This window comes from Micromonospora lacuserhaii (assembly GCF_036902735.1).
Classification (GTDB): domain Bacteria; phylum Actinomycetota; class Actinomycetes; order Mycobacteriales; family Micromonosporaceae; genus Micromonospora.
This window is the reverse complement of the sequence record NZ_JBAKHO010000003.1, coordinates 225,612-244,994: the sequence shown is the minus strand read 5'-3', so window position 1 is coordinate 244,994 and position 19,383 is coordinate 225,612. Positions and strand designations below refer to the sequence as shown.

The following is a 19,383-nucleotide window of genomic DNA, read 5'->3' as shown; positions in this document are numbered from 1 at the left end:
GCGCCAAGGGGGGTCAGCGCGTGGGGCAAGCACCACGAACAGGGGCGCTCAAAAGCAAGGGGGGAAAGTCTCAAGGTCCGGCAGGCTTCACAAGCCGGGGGGCTCGGGCGCCGGGACCATATGCAACGACCGCCTGCCCACCATCATTCCGGGGCACCCGGCCGGGCCGGGAGGGGCTGGTTCTGCGGTCGTGCAGAGGATGTAACGACCGCGGGCCCGCCGTCATTCCGGGGGCACCGCATCCATCCGGCGGGCCGGAGGGGCTGCTACTGCGGTCGTACGGGATATGTAACGACGGCGGGCCGGCCAGGATTCCGGGCTCAGGGTGCGGCCGGTCACGGGACGACACCACCCGGCGGGCGCAGACCGGATCTCCGGTCGCCCGTCGCCCTCCGGCGGAACCGGACAAGCCACCACCGCGGCGCAGACCGGACCCGTCGCCGCGGCGGAACTGGGCAAGCGGCCACCACGGCGCAGACCGGACGCGCCGGTCAGGTGCGGACCCGATCGGGCAGGCTCTCCACACCGGCAGAACCGGACATCCGTCCCATAAGTCGGCAACGGTAATCCTCCATGTCCAAGGCGCGGTGGTCGTCGCTGGTGGGTCGACCGTCCGCATGGGGACGGGCGCTGGTGGGTGTCCGCGTACCCGATGAGGCCGGACGCGGAGCCGGCGGCGGCGGGCGGGAGGTCGCCCCCGGCGAACACGAGTGGTTTGGGGTGGTTTGGTGGGACGCGTCGCCGCCTGGATGGCCTAACCGGGACGGGGTGCCCGGTGTGACAGCCCCGTTTGTCGGGAGGTCCGAGGCTGTCAGACGCGGCCGCTTGGTGTCGGCTTGATAGCGATTGCCTAACGGGCGTTCCGCTTCGGGGTGGCGTGTCATAGCCTCCGGCACACGGACCGAGCCATAACCCGGCGTTGGTCAGGCGGATGACAGAGGTGAGAGATGCAGGCGAGAAGGCTAAGGACGGCCGTGAGCCTCGCGGCCGTTGCAGCCCTTGCGGTCGGCGCAGCCGGCTGCGCGGATAGCGACCGCAGCGATGACAGTGGCGAAGCCAAGACTGGCGGCACCTTCATCTTCGCCGGTGCCGGCGACCCGAAGAACTTCGATCCGATCTTCAACGATGACGGTGAGTCGTTCCGGCCGATCCGGCAGATGTACGACACCCTCGTCCAGAACAAGCCGGGCACTGCCGACCTGGTGGGGGGCCTGGCCGAGAGCTGGGAGCACGACCCCGACGGCAAGGTCTGGACCTTCAAGCTGCGCCAGGGCGTGAAGTTCCACGACGGCACCCCCTTCAACGCCGCGGCGGTCTGCTTCAACTACGACCGCTGGTACAACATGAAGGGCGCCGCCGCCCAGTCGCAGATGATCTACTACATGGACGTCTTCGGCGGCTTCGCGAAGAACGAGAGCGCCGACGCCGGCAAGCCGGTCTACAACAAGTGCGAGGCGAAGGACGACAACACCGCCGTCCTGACGATGAACCAGTACAAGGGCGCGTTCCCCGGCGCCTTCGCGCTGACCGCGCTCTCGATCGCCAGCCCGGAGGCCCTGAAGAAGGGCGACGCCGACACGGTCAAGCAGAACGGCGACTCGTTCGAGTACAGCTCGTTCGCGACCTCCGGCCCGGTCGGTACCGGCCCGTTCAAGTTCGGCGGCTGGGACAAGGCCAAGAACGAGATCACCCTGGACCGGAACCCCGACTACTGGGGCGAGAAGGCCAAGGTCGACAAGCTGATCATCAAGGTGATCAAGGACGAGAACACCCGTAAGCAGGAGCTGCGCGCGGGCACCGTCCAGGGCATCGACTTCCCGGCTCCGGCCGACCGGAAGGCGCTCGCCGGTGAGGGCTTCCAGGTCCTCGACCGCCCGGCGTTCAACATCCTCTACCTGGGCCTCAACCAGAAGAACCCGAAGCTGAAGGACCTGCGGGTGCGCCAGGCGATCGCCTACGCCCTCAACCGTCAGCAGCTCGTCCAGACCAAGGGCCCGGGTGGCACCAAGGTCGCCGACGAGTTCATGCCGGACACCGTGCTCGGCTACGCCCCGGACGTGCAGAAGTACGACTACAACCCGGAGAAGGCGAAGCAGCTGCTCAAGGAGGCCGGCGCCGAGGGTCTGACCCTCAACTTCTACTACCCGCCGGACGTCTCCCGGCCGTACATGCCGAACCCGCAGGAGATCTTCACCATCCTGGCCAACGACCTCAAGGCCGTCGGCATCAAGGTCACCGGTGTGCCGCGTCCGTGGAACGGTGGCTACAAGGACGACGTGCAGCAGTTCGGCAAGCACGACCTGCACATCCTCGGCTGGACCGGTGACTACAACGACCCGGGCAACTTCGTCGGCACCTTCTTCGGCCGGGGCAAGGTCGAGTTCGGCGACCAGGCCATGACCGAGATGTTCGATGCCATCGCCAAGGCGGACGGCACCGTCGACGAGGCCGGCAAGAAGGCCGCGTGGGAGCAGGTCAACCGGGACATCGCCGCGAAGTGGCTGCCGGCCGTGCCGATCTGGCACGCCCCGCCGGCCATCGTCGTCACCAAGGACGTGAAGGGGCTGGTCGCCAGCCCGCTGACCGACGAGCGCTTCAACACGGTCAGCGTTTCCAAGTGACGTCCGTCGGCTGACGCCGTAGGCGTGGATCGGCCCGGGTCGGGGGCTCCTCCCGGCCCGGGCCGATTCCGCGAACATCGAGAGTCTGGTGTGTGAGAGATGTTGCGAGTCATAGTCCGCCGCCTGCTGCAGCTGGTGGTGACGCTGATAGCGCTGTCCGCGCTGATCTTCATCTGGCTGCGGAACCTGCCCGGCGGGCCGGTCGAGGCGCTGCTCGGCGAGCGGGCCACCCCCGAACGCCGCGCCCTGCTGATCAAGGCACTCGGCTACGACCAGCCGATCCTGGTGCAGTACGGGAAGTTCATGCAGCGCGTGCTCACCGGCGACTTCGGCAACTCGATCCGGACCGGTGACCCGGTCACCGAGGTGATCGGTCGGGCCTTCCCGGCCACCGTCGAGCTGGCCCTCGCCGCGATGATCATCGCGGTGGGTCTGGGTATCCCCCTCGGCTACCTCGCCGCCCGCTGGCGCGGCCGGTCGCTCGACCACCTGACCGTCATCGGCACCCTGCTCGGCATCTCGATCCCGATCTTCTTCCTGGGCTATCTGCTCAAGGATGTCTTCACCCAGAACATCCACTGGTTCCCGCCGTCCGGGCGGGTCACCACCGGCATCGACAACACCGAGGTCACCGGGTTCTTCGTCCTGGACAGCCTGCTCACCCGGGAGTTCGATGCCACCGCCGACACGCTCTGGCACCTGATCCTGCCGGCGTTGACGCTGGCCACCATTCCGATGGCGGTGATCGTCCGGATCACCCGGGCCAGCGTGCTCGACGTGCTCAACGAGGACTACGTGCGCACCGCCGAGGCGAAGGGCCTGCGGCACCGCACGATCCGCGGCCGGCACATCCTGCGCAACGCCCTGCTGCCGGTGGTCACCACCATCGGCCTGCAGACCGGCGCGCTGCTCTCCGGCGCGGTGCTCACCGAGAAGGTCTACAACTGGGGCGGGCTCGGCACGCTGATCACCGACTCGATCACCGGCGGCCGGGACTACCCGGTGCTGCAGGCGCTGATCCTGCTCGCCGCGCTGGTCTTCGTGGTGATCAACCTGCTGGTCGACCTCTCCTACGCCTTCATCGACCCGAGGGTGCGTGTGCGATGAGTGATCCGGTAACCCGACCCGACGTGGTCGGCCAGCGCGCCGGCGGCTCCCCGGCCGGCGGCATGAGTGAGCGCGGCATCGGCCTGCTCGGTGAGCGCAAGAAGGCGCAGCTGGAGCAGCTGGCCCAGGCCAGCGCCGAGAGCGGCGGGGTCAGCCTCGTCCGGGACGCGATCCGTCGACTCCGGCGCAACCCGGCGGCGATCATCGGCGCCATCCTCATCGTGCTCTTCCTGCTGATCGCGATCTTCGCGCCGCTGATCGCACCGCACGATCCGATGCAGCGGTTCGACGAGCTGACCAGCCGACTCACCGCCGACAACATCCCTGGCGCGAGCGACGGCTTCCCGCTCGGCTCCGACCAGCTCGGTCGGGACTTCTTCTCCCGGTTGATCTACGGAAGCCGGCAGACCCTCTTCGTCGGCGTGCTCGCCACGCTGATCGGTCTCGGCCTCGGCGTGCTGCTCGGTGCGGTCGCCGGCGCCTTCGGCGGCTGGGTCGACAACCTGCTCATGCGGTTCACCGACGTGATGCTGGCCCTGCCGGCGCTGCTGCTGGCGATCACCCTGGTCGCCGTGGTCACCCGGCCCAGCCAGTGGACGGTGATCCTCGCGGTGGCCATCGTCAACGTGCCGATCTTCGCCCGGCTGCTGCGCGGGGCGATGCTCGCCCAGCGGGAGAGCGACCACGTGCTCGCCGCCCGGGCGCTCGGCGTCAAGGAGCGCAACATCGTGCTCCGGCACATGCTGCCCAACGCGATGACCCCGGTGATCGTGCAGGCCACGTTGACCCTCTCCACCGCGATCATCGAGGCCGCGTCGCTCTCCTTCCTGGGGCTCGGCGACCCGGACCAGGAGCGGGCCGAGTGGGGCGCGATGCTCGGCGACGCCGGCGTCCACTACTTCGAGGTCCGCCCCGAACTGGCCTACTATCCGGCGCTCGCCATCATCGTGGTCGCGCTCGGCTTCACCCTGCTCGGTGAGGCGATGCGCGACGCGATCGACCCGAAGAACCGGCGGTGAGGGCGGTGCGGCGCGACAGCACTATCGGCGACGACCGCCGGCGGGTGCGAGCAGTGAGCTTGCCCGCCCCGCGGTCGCGAGCGAAGGACCAGCACAGTGAGGACGTGACCCGATGAGCCTGCTCGACGTACGCGACCTGAACGTGGTCTTCCAGCGCCGGGGCGAGCGGCCGTTCACCGCGGTCGACAAGATCAGCTTCAGCGTCGAGCCGGGGCAGACCGTCGGCCTGGTCGGCGAGTCCGGCTGCGGCAAGAGCGTGACCAGCCTGGCGATCATGGGCCTGCTGCCCAAGCGCGGCAACAAGGTCACCGGTGAGGTGCTCTTCGAGGGCGCCGACCTGCTCAAGCTCCGCCCGGACGACCTGCGGGACCGGCGCGGCCGGGACATCGGCATGATCTTCCAGGACCCGCTCTCCTCGTTGAACCCGGTCATCCCGATCGGGGTGCAGGTCGCCGAGGTGCTGGAGCGGCACCGGGGGATGGACCGGCGCAAGGCGCTGCGCGAGGCCCGGGAACTGCTCGACGCGGTCGGCATCCCGGACCCGGAGCGCCGGCTCAAGGAGTACCCGCACCAGATCTCCGGCGGCATGCGCCAGCGGGCGCTGATCGCCATCGCGCTGGCCTGCAAGCCGCGACTGCTGATCGCGGACGAGCCGACCACCGCGCTGGACGTGACCATCCAGGCGCAGATCCTCACCCTGCTCAAGCAGTTGGTCGACGAGACCGGCACCGCGCTCATCATGATCACGCACGATCTGGGCGTGGTGGCCGGCCTCTGCGACACGGTCAACGTGCTCTACGGCGGCAAGGTGGTCGAGCGGGCCGCCCGGCACGAGCTGTTCGCCCGGCCCCGGCACCCGTACACGCACGGGCTGCTGAGCTCGGTGCCCCGGCTGGACTCGGTACGCGGCGAGCGGTTGCACGCCATCCGCGGCTCGGTGGCCGACAACATTCCGTGGACCGAGGGGTGCGCCTTCGCGCCCCGCTGCGACAACGTGGTGGACACCTGCCTGGACGGGGCTCCACCGTTGGAGCCCACCGCGACCGGCGGCGACCTGCGCTGCAACAACCCCGTTTCGGAGGAGGTGGCGGTGCCGTGACCGAGCGGACGGAACCACTGATCGAACTGCGTGACCTCAAGGTCCACTTCCCGATCAAGAGCGGGGTGCTCTTCGACCGCACCGTCGGGTACGTCTATGCGGTGGACGGCGTCTCGCTGTCGATCAACGCGGGTGAGACGTACGGGCTGGTGGGCGAGTCGGGCTGCGGCAAGTCGACCCTGGGTCGGGGCCTGCTGCGGCTGGTCGAGCCGACCGATGGCGAGATCGTCTTCGACGGGACGGACGTCCGCTCGCTCAAGGGCGAGAAGATGCGGCTGGCCCGCCGCCGGATGCAGATGATCTTCCAGGATCCGCTGTCCAGCCTCGACCCCCGGCAGTCGGTCGAGTCGCTGCTGGTCGAGGGGCTCAAGGCGCATGGGCTCGCCGCCGACAAGGCCGAGGTCGGCCGCAAGCTGCGGGACACCCTGGACGCGGTCGGGCTGCCCGGCTCGGCGCTGCACAAGTACCCGCACGAGTTCTCCGGCGGGCAGCGGCAACGGATCGGCATCGCCCGGGCCCTGGTGCTCAACCCGGAGCTGATCGTCGCCGACGAGCCGGTCTCCGCACTGGACGTGTCGATCCAGGCCCAGGTGCTCAACCTGCTGGAGGACCTTCAGAACGAGCGTGGCCTGACGTACCTGATCATCGCGCACGACCTGGCGGTGGTCCGGCACATCGCCGACACGGTGGGCGTGATGTACCTGGGCGGCCTGGTGGAGGAGGCGTCCAGCGACGATCTCTACCGGGAGCCGATGCACCCGTACACGAAGGCGCTGATGTCGGCGGTGCCGGTGCCGGATCCGCTGGTGGAGGACCGCCGGGAGCGGATCCTGCTCGCCGGTGACCTCCCGTCGCCGACCAACCCGCCGGCCGGCTGCCGGTTCCACACCCGCTGCCCGTGGGCGCAGAAGACCCGCTGCGTCGACGAGCGGCCCGCGCTGCGCGAGGTGGTCGGCGGGCACAAGGTGGCCTGCCACTACGCCGAGGACATCGCGGCCGGGCGGATCCGCCCGCACGAGGTCGAGCCGGAGCTGGTCCGGCCGGACGACGGCGCGGCACCGGGTGACCCGGGAGAGCTGATCCCCACCCCGTGAGGACATGACGAGGCCCCCTTCCCGACGTCTGGAAGGGGGCCTCGTCGCGTCTCAGCCCTCCGGGCGGTTGAGCAGCGCGACCGCGATGGCGTGCACCGCGTCCAGCCCGGCCGGGTCGGCCAGCGGGGCCTTGCCGCCGGTCACCGCGTACCACTCGTCGGCGTCCTTGTACTGGACGGCGAGGGTGACCTGGCCGTCGGCGTACGCCGTCCGCAGGGTCAGCTCGCCGGTGACCACGCCGGCCTCGTCGGTCATCACGCCGCCCGGCCCGGCGGTCAGGTCCGCGGTGAGTTCCCGCGGCGACCCGGCGCCGTGCGCGTCGGCGGTCATTCCGGCGCCGGGCACCTCGGCGGAGGCCGCCGGCTGTCCGTCGGCGGTCATCCCCGCGGTGGTGGTCCCGGCCGGCGCCGCCCCGGCTCCGGTCACGGCTTGCTCGCCCATGTGCAACCCTCCAACATGTCGCCGAGGGCGGCCTTCTCGGCACTGGTCACCGTCAGCCGCCAGTAGTGTTTGACCGTCACCCAGTTTTCGGCGTACTTGCACCAGTAGGAGCGGTTCGCCGGTTTCCATTGCGACGGGTCCTGGTCACCCTTTGCCCGGTTGGAGGTCGCGGAAACCGCGATGAGCTGGGGGCGGGTCAGGTCGTTGGCGAAGTCGCCGCGCTTGCGGTCGTCCCAGTCGTCGGCCCCGGACCGCCAGGCGTTCGCCAGCGGCACCATGTGGTCGATGTCCACGCCGGACGGATCCGTGAAGGTCCGCCCGTCGTAGACGCTCTGCCACCGGCCGGCCACCACGTTGCAGCCGGAGAGGCGGATGTCCTTCCCGTCCCGCTTCAACACGCTGTCCCGCACGTCGCAGTTGGTGCCGGTGTCCCGCCAGTGCGGGAACCGATCCCGGCTGTAACCCTTCATCGAGCCGGCGGACGCGACGGTCAGCTCGGCCAACTGTTCACCCACGTTGCCGGCGCCGCTCGGCGGCGCCTGCGGCTCGTCGAGCGCGACGTCACAACCACCCACGCCGAGGGCGAGCGCCGCGGCCAGCGCGACCGCTCCGGCTCCACGAGCTTTTGATCTGCTGGTACGCACAGACGACACCTCTTTAGCTTGCGGGCTCCCGGCGATCCCGCACAGTACCCAAGCGGGGTTTCCGCGTTTCGTGGCGTGCCCACGTCCCGGAAGGCAGATTGGTACCCATGACCGCTCCCGCTCACGCGCTCCGGATGGGGACCACGGCCGGTCGGGGCACCCTGCTCGCCGCGATCCTCGCCTCCGGCATGGTCTTTCTCGACAGCACAGTGGTCAACGTGGCGCTCCCCCGGCTCGGCGCCGAACTCGGCGCGACCGTCGCCGGTCTGCAATGGACCATCAACGGCTACCTGTTGATGCTCGCCGCGTTCGTGCTGCTCGGTGGCGCGCTGGGTGACCGCTTCGGCCGGCGGCGGATCCTCCTGCTGGGCGTGGTCTGGTTCGCGGTCGCCTCCGTCCTCTGCGGCCTTGCCCAGGACACCGGCCAACTGGTCGCCGCCCGTTTCCTTCAGGGCGCCGGCGGCGCGCTGCTCACCCCCGGCTCGCTCTCCGTCCTCCAGGCCAGCTTCCACCCGGACGACCGGGGCAAGGCGATCGGCGCCTGGTCCGGGCTCGCCGGTGTCTCCACCGCCCTCGGTCCGCTGCTCGGCGGCTGGCTGATCGACGCCCTCTCCTGGCGGTGGATCTTCTTCATCAACCTGCCGCTGGCGGTGGCCGTGGTGCTCGCCGCGCTGCGCTGGGCGCCGGAGAGCCGCGACGAGAACGCCTCGCGTACCGGGGCGGGACGCCGGCGGTTCGACGTGACCGGTGCGCTCCTCGGCGCACTCGCCCTCGGCGGCATCACGTACGCCCTGATCGACGCCCCGGCCCGCGGCGTCCGCTCGCTGCCGGTGCTGCTCTCCGTGCTGGTCGGTCTGGTGGCGGCCGTCGCCTTCGTGGTGGTGGAGCGACGGCGGGGGGAGACCGCGATGCTCCCCACCGGACTCTTCGCCAGCCGGCTCTTCTCGGTGCTGAACGTCTTCACCGTGGTGGTCTACGCGGCGCTCGGCGGGTTCACCTTCTTCCTCGCCGTCTACCTGCAGAACGTCGTCGGCTGGTCGGCGCTGCGCACCGGGCTGGCCACCGTGCCGATGACCGTGCTGCTGCTGCTCGGCTCCGCCCGGGCCGGCGCGCTGTCGGCGAAGATCGGCCCTCGGTGGCCGCTGACCGTCGGCCCGGTGATCGCCGCCGCCGGCCTGCTGCTGCTGCGCGAGGTGCGGCCGGGCGCGTCGTACTGGACCGGGGTGTTGCCCGGGGTGGCGCTCTTCGGTCTCGGGTTGACGCTGGTGGTGGCGCCGCTGACCGCCTCGGTGCTGGCCGCGGTCGCCGACCGGTTCGCCGGGGTGGCCAGCGGCTTCAACAACGCCGCGTCCCGGGCCGGCGGCCTGCTCGCGGTCGCCGCGCTGCCGCTGCTGGTCGGCCTCAGCGGCACCGGCTACGAGCAACGGGGCGCGCTGACCGACGCCTACCGGGGTGCCCTGCTCTGGTGCGCCGGCGGACTGCTGGCCGGCGCGGTGATGGCCGCCCTGCTGGTCCACCGCCCACCCCGCGAGGCGCCCCCGTCCCAGCCCTGCCATTCCCTTCCCGCCGCCACCCCACCCGCCGCCGCCCGCCGCGAGGGGCGCGGCTGAGCGGCGGGCGGGGCGGGGATCAGCCGCGGGCGCGGTTGACGGCGCTGGTGACCGCCTTGATGGAGGCGGTGACGATGTTGGGGTCGGTGGCCACGCCCCACACGGTGCGCCCGTCGACGTCGCACTCCACGTAGGCGGCGGCCTGCGCGTCGCCACCCGAGGAGAGCGCGTGCTCGTGGTAGTCGAGCACCCGTACCGCCACGCCCACCGCCTGGAGCGCGTTGACGTACGCGTCGATCGGGCCGTTGCCGACCGCGGTCAGCGCGCGCTGCTCGCCGCCGAGACCGACCCGGGCCTCGATCTCGACCTTGCCGTCGACGGTGCCGATGGTGTAGCCGACCAGCGTGAGCGCCGGGTCCACCTGGTGCTCGAGCAGGTAGTTGCGGGCGAAGATCTCCCACATGGTGCCCGGCTCCACCTCGCCACCGGAGTGGTCGGTGACCTGCTGGACCACGCCGGAGAACTCGATCTGGAGCCGCCGCGGCAGGTCCAGCTGGTGCTCGGTCTTCATGATGTACGCGACGCCGCCCTTGCCGGACTGCGAGTTGACCCGGATGACCGCCTCGTAGGTGCGGCCCAGGTCCTTCGGGTCGATCGGGAGGTACGGCACCGCCCAGGTGAACTCGTCGACCGGCACCCCGGCCTCGGCCGCGTCGATCGCCAGGGCGTCGAGGCCCTTCTTGATGGCGTCCTGGTGCGAGCCGGAGAAGGCGGTGTAGACCAGGTCGCCGGCGTACGGGTGGCGCTCGTGCACGGGCAGCTGGTTGCAGTACTCGACGGCCCGCCTGACCTCGTCGATGTTCGAGAAGTCGATCATCGGGTCGATGCCCTGGGAGAAGAGGTTGAGCCCCAGGGTCACCAGGTCGACGTTGCCGGTCCGCTCGCCGTTGCCGAAGAGGCAGCCCTCGATCCGGTCGGCGCCGGCCAGCAGGCCCAGCTCGGCGGCGGCCACCCCGGTGCCCCGGTCGTTGTGCGGGTGCAGGCTCAGCACCAGGCTGTCCCGCCGGGGCAGGCGCCGGTGCATCCACTCGATCGAGTCGGCGTACACGTTGGGCATGGCCATCTCGACGGTGGCCGGCAGGTTGACGATCAGCTTGCGGTCCGGGGTCGGGTCGACCACGTCGATGACCTTGGCGCAGACCTCCAGCGCGTACTCCAGCTCGGTGCCCGTGTAGGACTCCGGCGAGTACTCGTAGTAGATCTCGGTGTCCGGGGTGTGGATCTCCGCGTACTTCTGGCAGAGCCGCGCGCCGGAGGTGGCGATGTCGGTGATGCCGTCGCGGTCCAGGCCGAAGACCACCCGGCGCTGGAGCGTCGAGGTGGAGTTGTAGAAGTGCACAATCGCCCGCCGGGCGCCGCGCAGCGACTCGAAGGTCCGCTCGATCAGGTGCTCCCGGCACTGGGTCAGCACCTGGATGGTGACGTCCTCCGGGATCAGGTCCTGCTCGATCAGCTGGCGGACGAAGTCGAAGTCGGTCTGGCTGGCGGACGGGAAGCCGACCTCGATCTCCTTGTAGCCCATCTGCACGAGCAGCTGGAACATCCGGCGCTTGCGCTCCGGGGACATCGGGTCGATCAGCGCCTGGTTGCCGTCGCGCAGGTCGACGGCGCACCAGCGGGGCGCGGCCTCGACGTGCCGGGTCGGCCAGGTGCGGTCCGGCAGGTCGATGCGGAACTGCTGCCGGTAGGGCTCGTAGCGGCGGAACGGCATCCGGCTGGGGCGCTGCCGGGCGAACGGATCGGTCTCGACGTCAGTGGCGGTATCAGCCATGGCGGAGTGCTCCCGTGGGTCATGTCGGGCGTCAGCAATCGGAAGGTGTCGGCGAGGTGCCGGGCGACGGTGCCCGAGCGGATGCCGAGGAGAAATTCGGATGTGCTGGACGGCGCGGTTCGACTCCGCGACGAGGTGCCGGCCGGTCAGGCCTCGTCGCGGCGACCAAGAAGAAGGTACGCCCGCCACATGACAGGGTCACCCTACGTGGTGAGACGGGGGCGGGGAAGGCAGGTCCGGACTATGGGACCGGAGTCACCGTCCGGTCCGGTTCCGGGGTGGGCTCGCCCAGCCGGGGCGTCCGCTCGGCCCGTGCCACCACGGGGACGATCGCCACCCCGACTAGCGCGAAGACCGCCGCCGTCGGGTACCAGCCCCAGCCGCCCGTGGTCACCCCGAGCGCGGTCAAGCTCGCTGGGGCGATCAGGTACTGCAACTGCGAGCCGAGCCGGAACGCCCCCACGTACGCGCCGCGCTGGGCGGCCGGCGGCAGGGTGGCGGTGAGTCCCCAGGTGCCCGCCGACTCGACCAGCTCCGCCACGATGAGCAGCGTCGCGGCGGCCACCAGCACCACCACGGTGAGCATGCCCCGGGTCGCCCCGGAGATCGGCAGGACCAGGCAGAACAGGGCGATCAGCAGGGCACCCCGGCGAGACGCCCGGGCCGCGCCCGTCGCGGTGTCGGCACCCCGGCTGGCGCGTACCTGGAGCAGGACGATCAGCACCGTGTTGAACAGCACCAGCCCGGCGATCAGTGTCTTCGGAGCGTCGGTGTGGGTGAGGATCCAGAGCGGCATCACCGTCAGGTAGAGCGTCTGGTGCGCGGTGAGCAGCCCCGAGAGCAGGGACACCGCCATGAACGGGCGGTCCCGGAGCACGGCGAACCGGCTCAACGGCTCCGCCGGCCGGGCCACCTCGGGGATCTGCGGCAGCCGCCGCACGAAGACTGCGGTCACCACGAACACCGCCGCGATGAACCAGACCATGGCCCGGTACGCCGCGGTGGTGTCCACCGCCAGCACCAGACCGCTGATCACCGCGCCCAGCCCGAACCCGACGTTCAACAGGGAACGCTGGTACGCCATCGCGGTGACCCGCTCGGCCGGGGGCAGCGCGTTGATCGAGTAGACCTGCCGGGCCACGCCGGTCGCGGCGTCCACGGCGGCCAGTGCCACCACCACCGCGAGGAACCCGGCGAACCCGCCCACGAACGGGTACGTGGCGAAGAGCGCCCCCTCCAGCAGCAGCCCGAGCACCCAGACCCGCTGCGGACCGTACCGGTCGGTGAGCCCGCCCAGCGGCACCGTGCCCAGCAGCGACACCCCCGCGGCGATCGACAGGCCCAGCCCCACCTGGGCGGCGCTGAGTCCCAGTGCCCGGGTGAAGAAGACGGCGCTGCCGGCCTGGAACAGGCCGTGGCCGACGGCGTACACCATGGCCTGCACGGCCAAGGCGCGGGTGAGGCCGGCCGGTGGTACGACGTCCCGGACGGCGGTGCGGATGGTGTCTCTGGCCCCCATGACCGGTAAGCGAACCGTGCCCCCGGCCGCCCGGTCGAGCGATTTAGGCTGAGCCGAATCCAGGGGGCGGGCATGTCCGAGTTGCGCTTTGAACCGGCCGACGTGGCGGGCGTACGGTTCACCGTCTCGCCGGTGTGGGAGACCGTCTCCAGCATGTGGGTGCTGGACAACCCGATCCGGTACGCCGTGCACCTGTCCTGGATCGACCGGGCCCGGACGGCTCTTCGTCGCCCCGAGGTGGCCGGGCGGGTCCGACCGCTGCGGGAGCTGACCCGGCCCCGGCGCTGGCTGCCCGACTTCCTCACCCCGGCCGCGCCCCGCGTGGACGTCACCATGGCCGAGCAGCTCGACCAGATCGCCGCGACCCCGCCCGACGTGGTGGTACGCGACCTGCTGTCCACCCTTCCCAGCGGACCGCTGACCCCGTTCGCGCAGGCCCTGCTGGTCGAGCCGCGCGAGCTGCTGCCGCAGGTCGTCGACGCGCTGGGGGTCTGGTACGACGAGGCGATCGCCCCGGACTGGGCGCGGATGCGCGCGTTGCTGGAGGCAGACGTCGCGCACCGCGCCGCCCAGCTCGCCGAGGGTGGCACCGGGCGGCTCCTCGACCAGCTGCACCCGACCCTGCACTGGCTCGGTGACCGGGTGGTCAGCGACGACCCGTTCGAGCGGGACTTCGACCTGGGTGGGCGCGGGCTGGCGCTCAATCCGGGTGTCTTCACGGACCGGCGGGTGCTGTGGAACCTGCTGGAGGACTCGGCGCCCGCCGGCACGTACCCGGTCCGGGCGGTCGGCACGCTCTGGGAGGTGTCCCCCATGCCCCCGGGGGATCCGCTGGCCCGGGTGGTGGGGTCGGGCCGGGCCGCGCTGCTGCACCTGCTCGACTCGCCGGCCACCACCACCGACCTGGCCCGGCGTACCGACCTGTCCTGCGGGAGCGTCTCTCAGCACCTGGCGGCGCTGCACGCCGCGGGGCTGGTCGTCCGGACCCGGCGTGGCCGGCATGTCTTCTACCGCAACACGGACGCCGCCATGGTGCTCCTCCGTGCCGCCCGTGGAGACTGAGCCGGGCCCCTGACGGGCGCGGGGGCACGGGTCAGCGCAGCAGCAGCGCCGCGACCGGCTGCCGGTGGCGCAGCGCGGTCTCCCGGCGCCGCAGCTCCTCGGGCAGGCCGAACGGGTCGCCGAGCCGGCCGACGGCGGCCACCACCAGCGGCCGGACCCCCGCCGGCAGGTCCAGCTCGGCGGCGAGGCCGGCCCGGTCGAAGCCGGTGAGCTGGCGTACGTGCAGGCCGAGTGCGGTGGCCTGGACGGTGAGGTGGGCGATCGCCTGGCCCAGGTCGTACGCGGCCCGCTCGGCCTCGCCGCCGGTGTGCGCCCCGACCACCAGGGCGGACGCGTGCCGGGCCCAGTGCTGGTCGTCGGCGGGCAGGCTGACCAGGATCCGCTTCCAGGTCTCGTCGTCGCGGTGGCCGAGGGCGAACCGCCAGGGCTGGGCGTTTTCCGTCGAGGGTGCCCACCGGGCGGCCTCCAGCAGGGAGGCGGCCTCCTCGCCAATCAGCTCGGCGTTTCGGTCGAAGGCGCGAGGGCTCCAGCGGTACGCGAGCAGCGGGGTGAGGTCGGCCATGGATGGAGCGTCCCGTATGGGCGGTTAGTGCCGGCGGCCGGGTAGGACAGATGTGGGCAAGAGCACCCGTAACGCCACGCCGGGTCAGGACGTTCCCGCGCCCGCGCCCGTGCTCGGCGACGGCGTCGCCACGCCCAACGGCTCGCTGCCCACCACCGGGCCGGCCAGCGACACGGTGGCCGGCGCCGGCCCGGGCGGCCCGGCCAGGGTCAGCGTGCCGAGCGCCGCCCGCAGGAAGGTGGGCGTGCCGTCGGAGTCGAAGCAGTAGATGCCCACGTCCAGCGGCGGGTTCAGCGACGCGGAGGTGGTCTCGACCGCGTAGCAGCTCCCGGTCACCCCGGCCGGCGGGGCGGCGGCGGAGACCGAGAGCGGGGCCCGGCGGTCGGTCAGCACCGACAGCCAGTCGGTGAACGGGTGCTGCACCCGCGGGTCCAGGGCGGCGGGCACCGCCTGGTCCCGGTCGCCGAGTCGTACGCAGCCGGCCGCGCCCGGCCGGCCGGCGGACGGCAGGCCGCACTGGAAGAGCCCGTCGGCCGTGGCGGCGAGCGACACGTCGGCCGTGCCGCCGAGCGCCCCGCCCGGCACGTCGACCCGCCAGGTCCCGTCGTTCGCGCTGGTCACCGTGATGTCCCGGGGCGGCCCGTCGGTGCCGGTCAGGGTGTACCGCGCGGTCAGGTGCCGGTCCCGCGCCGCCGCGGCCAGCGCGGCGAGGGCGTCGCGGGCCCCGGCCGGCTCCGCCGTGGGCGCGTCGGGCGGCCCGGTCGGTGCCGCCGCCGGGGCCGCGGAGGCGCAGGCGGCCAGCAGTGTCGGGAGGGTCACGAGAACGGCGCCGGTGAGTCGTCGCGCCGGGCGCGGGTGGGCATGCACCGGCACATTCTGCGCCGTGCCGGGACCGGCGGGACCCGGGTCGCGACGGCGTGTCGTGGCGGGGCGGAAACCACGATCCCCGCCGGATGGTGGGATCACCCGACCGGGCCTCGCGTACCGCCCGATACCCTGGACAGGTCTGACACGCGCCGCCGGACTCGAGCAGCCGGCGGCGTCGGCACGCTCAGGGTCGTCGCTGGGAGGGAGTGCACCGTCGTGGCACTCGTGGTGCAGAAGTACGGCGGGTCCTCCGTCGCCAACGCCGAGCGCATCAAGCGGGTCGCGGAGCGGATCGTCGCGGCCCGCAAGGCCGGCGACGACGTCGTGGTGGTGGTCTCCGCGATGGGTGACACCACCGACGAGCTGCTCGACCTGGCCAACCAGGTCAGCCCGCTGCCGCCGGGCCGCGAGCTGGACATGCTGCTCACCGCCGGCGAGCGGATCTCCATGGCGCTGCTCGCCATGGCCATCCACAACCTGGGGTACGAGGCACGCTCGTTCACCGGTTCGCAGGCCGGCGTGATCACCACCTCGGTGCACGGCAAGGCGCGGATCATCGACGTCACCCCGGGCCGGCTCAAGGGCGCGCTCGACGAGGGCTCGGTGGTGATCGTCGCCGGCTTCCAGGGCGTCTCGCAGGACACCAAGGACGTCACCACGCTGGGCCGGGGCGGCTCGGACACCACCGCCGTGGCGCTCGCCGCCGCGCTGCACGCCGACGTCTGCGAGATCTACACCGACGTGGACGGCATCTTCAGCGCCGACCCGCGGATCGTGCCGGACGCGCGGCACATCAAGCAGATCACCTACGAGGAGATGCTGGAACTGGCCGCCTGCGGCGCCAAGGTGCTGCACCTGCGCAGCGTGGAGTACGCCCGGCGCGCAGGGTTGCCGATCCACGTCCGTTCGTCATACTCGACCAACACCGGCACGATGGTCACCGGATCGATGGAGGACCTTTCCGTGGAACAGGCGCTGATCACCGGGGTCGCCCACGACCGCAGCGAAGCCAAGATCACGATCGTCGGGGTGCCCGACGAGCCGGGTGCGGCCGCGCGGATCTTCGACACCGTGGCCGGTGCCGAGATCAACATCGACATGATCGTGCAGAACGTCTCCACCGAGGGCACCGGCCGGACGGACATCTCGTTCACCCTGCCCAAGACCGACGGCCCCACCGCGATGGCCGCGCTCAGCAAGATCCAGGAGACGGTCAAGTTCAAGGGCCTGCTCTACGACGACCACGTCGGCAAGGTGTCCCTGATCGGCGCCGGCATGCGCTCGCACCCCGGTGTCGCCGCCGGCTTCTTCGCCGCGCTCGGTGCGGCGGGGGTCAACATCGAGATGATCTCCACGTCGGAGATCCGGGTCTCCGTGGTCTGCCGGGACACCGACCTCGACAAGGCGGTCCGGGCCATCCACGACGCGTTCGATCTGGGCGGCGAGTCCGAAGCCGTGGTCTACGCGGGGACAGGACGGTAGCGCCGATGACGGCGCTGCCCACCCTTGCCGTGGTCGGGGCGACCGGTGCCGTGGGCACCGTCCTGTGCGAGCTGCTCTCCGCCCGCCGCAACGTGTGGGGCGAGATCCGACTGCTCGCGTCCGCGCGTTCGGTCGGGCGGCGGGTGCGCTGCCGGGGCGAGGAGCTCACCGTCGCGGCGCTGACCCCGGAGGCCTTCGACGGGGTCGACGTGGCCATGTTCGACGTGCCGGACGAAATCTCCGCCGAGTGGGCGCCGATCGCGGTGGCCCGTGGCGCGGTCGTGGTCGACAACTCCGGCGCCTTCCGGATGGACCGGGACGTGCCGCTGGTGGTCCCCGAGATCAACCCGGAGCAGGTGCGCAACCGGCCCAAGGGGATCATCGCCAACGCCAACTGCACCACCCTCGGCATGATCGTGGCGATCGCCCCGCTGCATCGCGAGTACGGCCTGCGCGAGCTGGTGCTCGCGTCGTACCAGGCGGTGTCCGGGGCGGGGCAGGCCGGCGTGGACGCGCTGCACCTCCAGCTCGGCAAGATCGCCGGCGACCGGGTGCTCGGCTCCCGCACCGGTGACGTGCGGCAGGCGGTCGGCGACGAGCTGGGGCCGTTCCCCGCGCCGCTGGCGCTCAACGTGGTGCCGTGGGCCGGCTCGCTCGCCGACGGGGGCTGGTCCTCCGAGGAGATGAAGATCCGCAACGAGTCCCGGAAGATCCTCGGGCTGCCCGACCTCAAGGTCTCCGCCACCTGCGTACGGGTGCCGGTGGTGACCGGTCACTCGGTGGCGGTGCACGCGGTCTTCGCCACCGAGGTGGACGCCGAGAGCGCCCGCGAGGCGCTGCGCAACGCCCCGGGCGTGATCCTGGTCGACGACCCGGCGGCCGGCGAGTTCCCGATGCCGATCGACGCGGTCGGCACCGACCCCTCCTGGGTCGGCCGCATCCGCCGCGCCCTGGACGACCCCCGCGCCCTCGACCTCTTCGTCACCGGCGACAACCTCCGCAAGGGCGCCGCGCTGAACACCGCCCAGATCGCCGAACTCCTCGCCCGGGAGTTCACCCCGCGTTAGGCGGCGGCGAGGCGGACGGCGTCGCGCCCCTGGCGTTTGACCTGGTAGAGGGCCTGGTCGGCGCGGCGTAGTGTCCGTTCCGCCGGTTCGCCGGGCTGGGGGAGGGCCACGCCGACGCTGATCGTGCGGCCGGTACGGCGGGCCGCCTCGGTGAGCCGCTCGGCGATCCGGACCGCCTCCTCCGGGCGGCTCACCTCGATCACCGCGACGAACTCGTCGCCGCCCACCCGGTACAGCTCGTCGCCGTGCCGCAGCGCGCCCTCCAGGGCCCGGGCCAGCCCGACCAGCAGCCGGTCGCCGGCCTGGTGGCCGTAGGTGTCGTTGACCGTCTTGAAGCCGTCCACGTCGATGGCCAGCAGGGCGGTACGCCCCGGCGTGGCCGCCGCGAGCCGCTGCCCGAAGGGCCCGGTGTGCCGCAGCCCGGTGAGCGGGTCGGAGCTGGCCTGCTCGCGCAACTGGGCCAGGGTGCGCAGCCGGTCCACCGCGCCCCAGGCCTGCCCGGCGAGCAGTTCGATCAGGTTGACCGTGGTCGGGTCGGGGCGCAGCAGCCGTTCGTCAGCCACCAGCAGCACCCCACCGACGTCGGGTTGCCCGATCGGCACCGACACCAGGGTCCGCACCCCGGCGCGGGCGAGCGGCTGGTACTCGTCGATGGGCGGATGACCCGCCTCGCCCAGGGTGTACGCCGAGCCCTGCCGGTGCGCGCGGTTGATCAGCCGGCCGAGCCGGCCCACCCCGGCCTCGGTGAGCTCGGCGCGGATCCGGGACTCCAGCTCGCCGGGGGTGCCGGTCGGCGCGCCGAGCCGGGGACCCCGCCGGCCGTTGAGCACCAGCACGGCGGCGGAGAGGGTGGAGACGTCCCGGGCCGCGACGATCGCGGCGGTCATCAGGTCCCACTCGGTGGGGGCGGAGGTCAGCGCGGTGGCGTGCCGGAGCAGCTTCTCGCTGCGGCTCTCGGCGGGCGGGCCGCCGAGCGCCATGATCCGGGCGCCGAGTCGGGCGGCGAGCCGCTCGGCGGTCTCCCGCCACGGCCCCAGCTCGGTCGCCTCGCTCCACTGGAGGTCGAGGACGCCGATCGGGCGCCCCGCGGGGTCGAGCACCGGTACGCAGATCTCGGCGGTGACGTCGGGGCGTACCGGGAGGTAGTCGGGGTCGTCGGCGACGTCGGGGACGGTCGCGGACGCGCCGGAGGCGTAGACCCGACCGACGATGCCGGACTTGGGCGGCACGGTGGAGAAGACCTGCCAGGCCCCGGTCGCCGCGACGCAGCGCAGCCGATCGTGGACCTGGAGCAGGACGGAGATCGTGGCCGGGGTGTACCGGGCGAGCGTGGCCACCGTCCAGGTGCACGCCTCTACGGCGGTCGACGCCATGGGCAGGCGGACCGTGGCGTCCCGGACGACTCGCTCGTGATCCAC

General features: G+C 71.9%; 16 protein-coding genes. 9 read left to right on the top strand and 7 right to left on the bottom strand.

Annotated features, from left to right (window positions below):
• Positions 1-947 precede the first annotated feature (947 nt).
• From V6U81_RS03665 to V6U81_RS03645, 5 genes are all read left to right on the top strand, one after another.
• Positions 948-2,621 carry an ABC transporter substrate-binding protein gene (locus V6U81_RS03665; protein WP_334484310.1) on the top strand — a complete coding sequence of 558 codons (1,674 nt, stop codon included), beginning with the start codon at positions 948-950 and terminating at the stop codon, positions 2,619-2,621.
• Between the two features lie 99 nt (positions 2,622-2,720).
• Entirely contained in the window at positions 2,721-3,728 is a 1,008-nt protein-coding gene (locus tag V6U81_RS03660) for an ABC transporter permease (RefSeq protein WP_334484307.1), read from the top strand.
• A 62-nt stretch (positions 3,729-3,790) separates the two neighbouring features.
• Positions 3,791-4,747 carry an ABC transporter permease gene (locus V6U81_RS03655; protein ID WP_334484327.1) on the top strand — a complete coding sequence of 319 codons (957 nt, stop codon included), beginning with the start codon at positions 3,791-3,793 and terminating at the stop codon, positions 4,745-4,747.
• Between the two features lie 112 nt (positions 4,748-4,859).
• Entirely contained in the window at positions 4,860-5,846 is a 987-nt protein-coding gene (locus tag V6U81_RS03650; RefSeq protein WP_334484304.1) for an ABC transporter ATP-binding protein, read from the top strand.
• Positions 5,843-6,940 (top strand): ABC transporter ATP-binding protein, encoded by a 1,098-nt coding sequence (locus V6U81_RS03645; protein WP_334484302.1) that lies wholly within the window; start codon positions 5,843-5,845, stop codon positions 6,938-6,940. The genes V6U81_RS03650 and V6U81_RS03645 overlap by 4 nt, the downstream gene beginning before the upstream one ends.
• A 51-nt stretch (positions 6,941-6,991) precedes the next feature.
• On the opposite strand, the gene V6U81_RS03640 is transcribed toward V6U81_RS03645, so the two are convergent.
• Complete coding sequence (locus V6U81_RS03640; RefSeq protein ID WP_334484299.1) at positions 6,992-7,381, bottom strand: hypothetical protein; 390 nt, start codon at positions 7,379-7,381, stop codon at positions 6,992-6,994.
• The gene (locus tag V6U81_RS03635; RefSeq protein WP_420883960.1) at positions 7,363-8,034 is read right to left on the bottom strand and encodes an HNH endonuclease family protein; all 672 of its coding nucleotides are present in this window, start codon (positions 8,032-8,034) and stop codon (positions 7,363-7,365) included. Before V6U81_RS03635 ends, V6U81_RS03640 begins: the two co-directional genes overlap by 19 nt.
• Positions 8,035-8,132: 98 nt before the next feature.
• Here V6U81_RS03635 and V6U81_RS03630 point away from each other — a divergent pair, with 98 nt between their 5' ends.
• Positions 8,133-9,635, top strand: coding sequence for an MFS transporter (locus V6U81_RS03630; RefSeq protein ID WP_334484296.1), 1,503 nt, complete (start codon positions 8,133-8,135; stop codon positions 9,633-9,635).
• A gap of 19 nt (positions 9,636-9,654) precedes the next feature.
• On the opposite strand, the gene leuA is transcribed toward V6U81_RS03630, so the two are convergent.
• Together leuA and V6U81_RS03620 are read right to left on the bottom strand one after the other, a co-directional pair.
• Positions 9,655-11,406 (bottom strand): 2-isopropylmalate synthase, encoded by a 1,752-nt coding sequence (gene leuA / locus V6U81_RS03625; RefSeq protein WP_334484293.1) that lies wholly within the window; start codon positions 11,404-11,406, stop codon positions 9,655-9,657.
• A 241-nt stretch (positions 11,407-11,647) separates the two neighbouring features.
• Positions 11,648-12,925 carry an MFS transporter gene (locus V6U81_RS03620; RefSeq protein ID WP_334484289.1) on the bottom strand — a complete coding sequence of 426 codons (1,278 nt, stop codon included), beginning with the start codon at positions 12,923-12,925 and terminating at the stop codon, positions 11,648-11,650.
• 72 nt (positions 12,926-12,997) lie between these two features.
• Between V6U81_RS03620 and V6U81_RS03615 the strand changes: the two genes are divergently transcribed.
• Positions 12,998-13,987 (top strand): ArsR/SmtB family transcription factor, encoded by a 990-nt coding sequence (locus V6U81_RS03615; protein ID WP_334484287.1) that lies wholly within the window; start codon positions 12,998-13,000, stop codon positions 13,985-13,987.
• A 31-nt stretch (positions 13,988-14,018) separates the two neighbouring features.
• On the opposite strand, the gene V6U81_RS03610 is transcribed toward V6U81_RS03615, so the two are convergent.
• Together V6U81_RS03610 and V6U81_RS03605 are read right to left on the bottom strand one after the other, a co-directional pair.
• A complete protein-coding gene (locus V6U81_RS03610) occupies positions 14,019-14,549 on the bottom strand; it encodes a nitroreductase family protein (RefSeq protein WP_334484285.1) in 531 nt (176 codons plus the stop codon).
• A gap of 84 nt (positions 14,550-14,633) precedes the next feature.
• Positions 14,634-15,368, bottom strand: coding sequence for a hypothetical protein (locus V6U81_RS03605; protein ID WP_334484284.1), 735 nt, complete (start codon positions 15,366-15,368; stop codon positions 14,634-14,636).
• A gap of 264 nt (positions 15,369-15,632) precedes the next feature.
• Here V6U81_RS03605 and V6U81_RS03600 point away from each other — a divergent pair, with 264 nt between their 5' ends.
• Entirely contained in the window at positions 15,633-16,898 is a 1,266-nt protein-coding gene (locus V6U81_RS03600) for an aspartate kinase (protein WP_334484281.1), read from the top strand.
• Between the two features lie 5 nt (positions 16,899-16,903).
• Positions 16,904-17,965: an aspartate-semialdehyde dehydrogenase gene (locus V6U81_RS03595; protein WP_334484279.1), complete on the top strand. Its 1,062-nt coding sequence runs from the start codon at positions 16,904-16,906 to the stop codon at positions 17,963-17,965.
• Here the strand turns inward: V6U81_RS03595 and V6U81_RS03590 are convergent.
• The gene (locus V6U81_RS03590) at positions 17,962-19,338 is read right to left on the bottom strand and encodes a GGDEF domain-containing protein (protein WP_420883962.1); all 1,377 of its coding nucleotides are present in this window, start codon (positions 19,336-19,338) and stop codon (positions 17,962-17,964) included. The two genes, V6U81_RS03595 and V6U81_RS03590, sit on opposite strands and share 4 nt — an antisense overlap.
• Positions 19,339-19,383 lie beyond the last annotated feature (45 nt).

What these genes read in the sequence shown, in the direction of transcription:
- V6U81_RS03665 (WP_334484310.1), top strand. Translation starts at nt 948, where the DNA reads ATGCAGGCGAGAAGGCTAAGGACGGCCGTGAGCCTCGCGGCCGTTGCA.
- V6U81_RS03660 (WP_334484307.1), top strand. Translation starts at nt 2,721, where the DNA reads ATGTTGCGAGTCATAGTCCGCCGCCTGCTGCAGCTGGTGGTGACGCTG.
- V6U81_RS03655 (WP_334484327.1), top strand. Translation starts at nt 3,791, where the DNA reads ATGAGTGAGCGCGGCATCGGCCTGCTCGGTGAGCGCAAGAAGGCGCAG.
- V6U81_RS03650 (WP_334484304.1), top strand. Translation starts at nt 4,860, where the DNA reads ATGAGCCTGCTCGACGTACGCGACCTGAACGTGGTCTTCCAGCGCCGG.
- V6U81_RS03640 (WP_334484299.1), bottom strand. Translation starts at nt 7,381, where the DNA reads ATGGGCGAGCAAGCCGTGACCGGAGCCGGGGCGGCGCCGGCCGGGACC.
- V6U81_RS03630 (WP_334484296.1), top strand. Translation starts at nt 8,133, where the DNA reads ATGACCGCTCCCGCTCACGCGCTCCGGATGGGGACCACGGCCGGTCGG.
- leuA (WP_334484293.1), bottom strand. Translation starts at nt 11,406, where the DNA reads ATGGCTGATACCGCCACTGACGTCGAGACCGATCCGTTCGCCCGGCAG.
- V6U81_RS03620 (WP_334484289.1), bottom strand. Translation starts at nt 12,925, where the DNA reads ATGGGGGCCAGAGACACCATCCGCACCGCCGTCCGGGACGTCGTACCA.
- V6U81_RS03615 (WP_334484287.1), top strand. Translation starts at nt 12,998, where the DNA reads ATGTCCGAGTTGCGCTTTGAACCGGCCGACGTGGCGGGCGTACGGTTC.
- V6U81_RS03610 (WP_334484285.1), bottom strand. Translation starts at nt 14,549, where the DNA reads ATGGCCGACCTCACCCCGCTGCTCGCGTACCGCTGGAGCCCTCGCGCC.
- V6U81_RS03595 (WP_334484279.1), top strand. Translation starts at nt 16,904, where the DNA reads ATGACGGCGCTGCCCACCCTTGCCGTGGTCGGGGCGACCGGTGCCGTG.
- V6U81_RS03590 (WP_420883962.1), bottom strand. Translation starts at nt 19,338, where the DNA reads ATGGCGTCGACCGCCGTAGAGGCGTGCACCTGGACGGTGGCCACGCTC.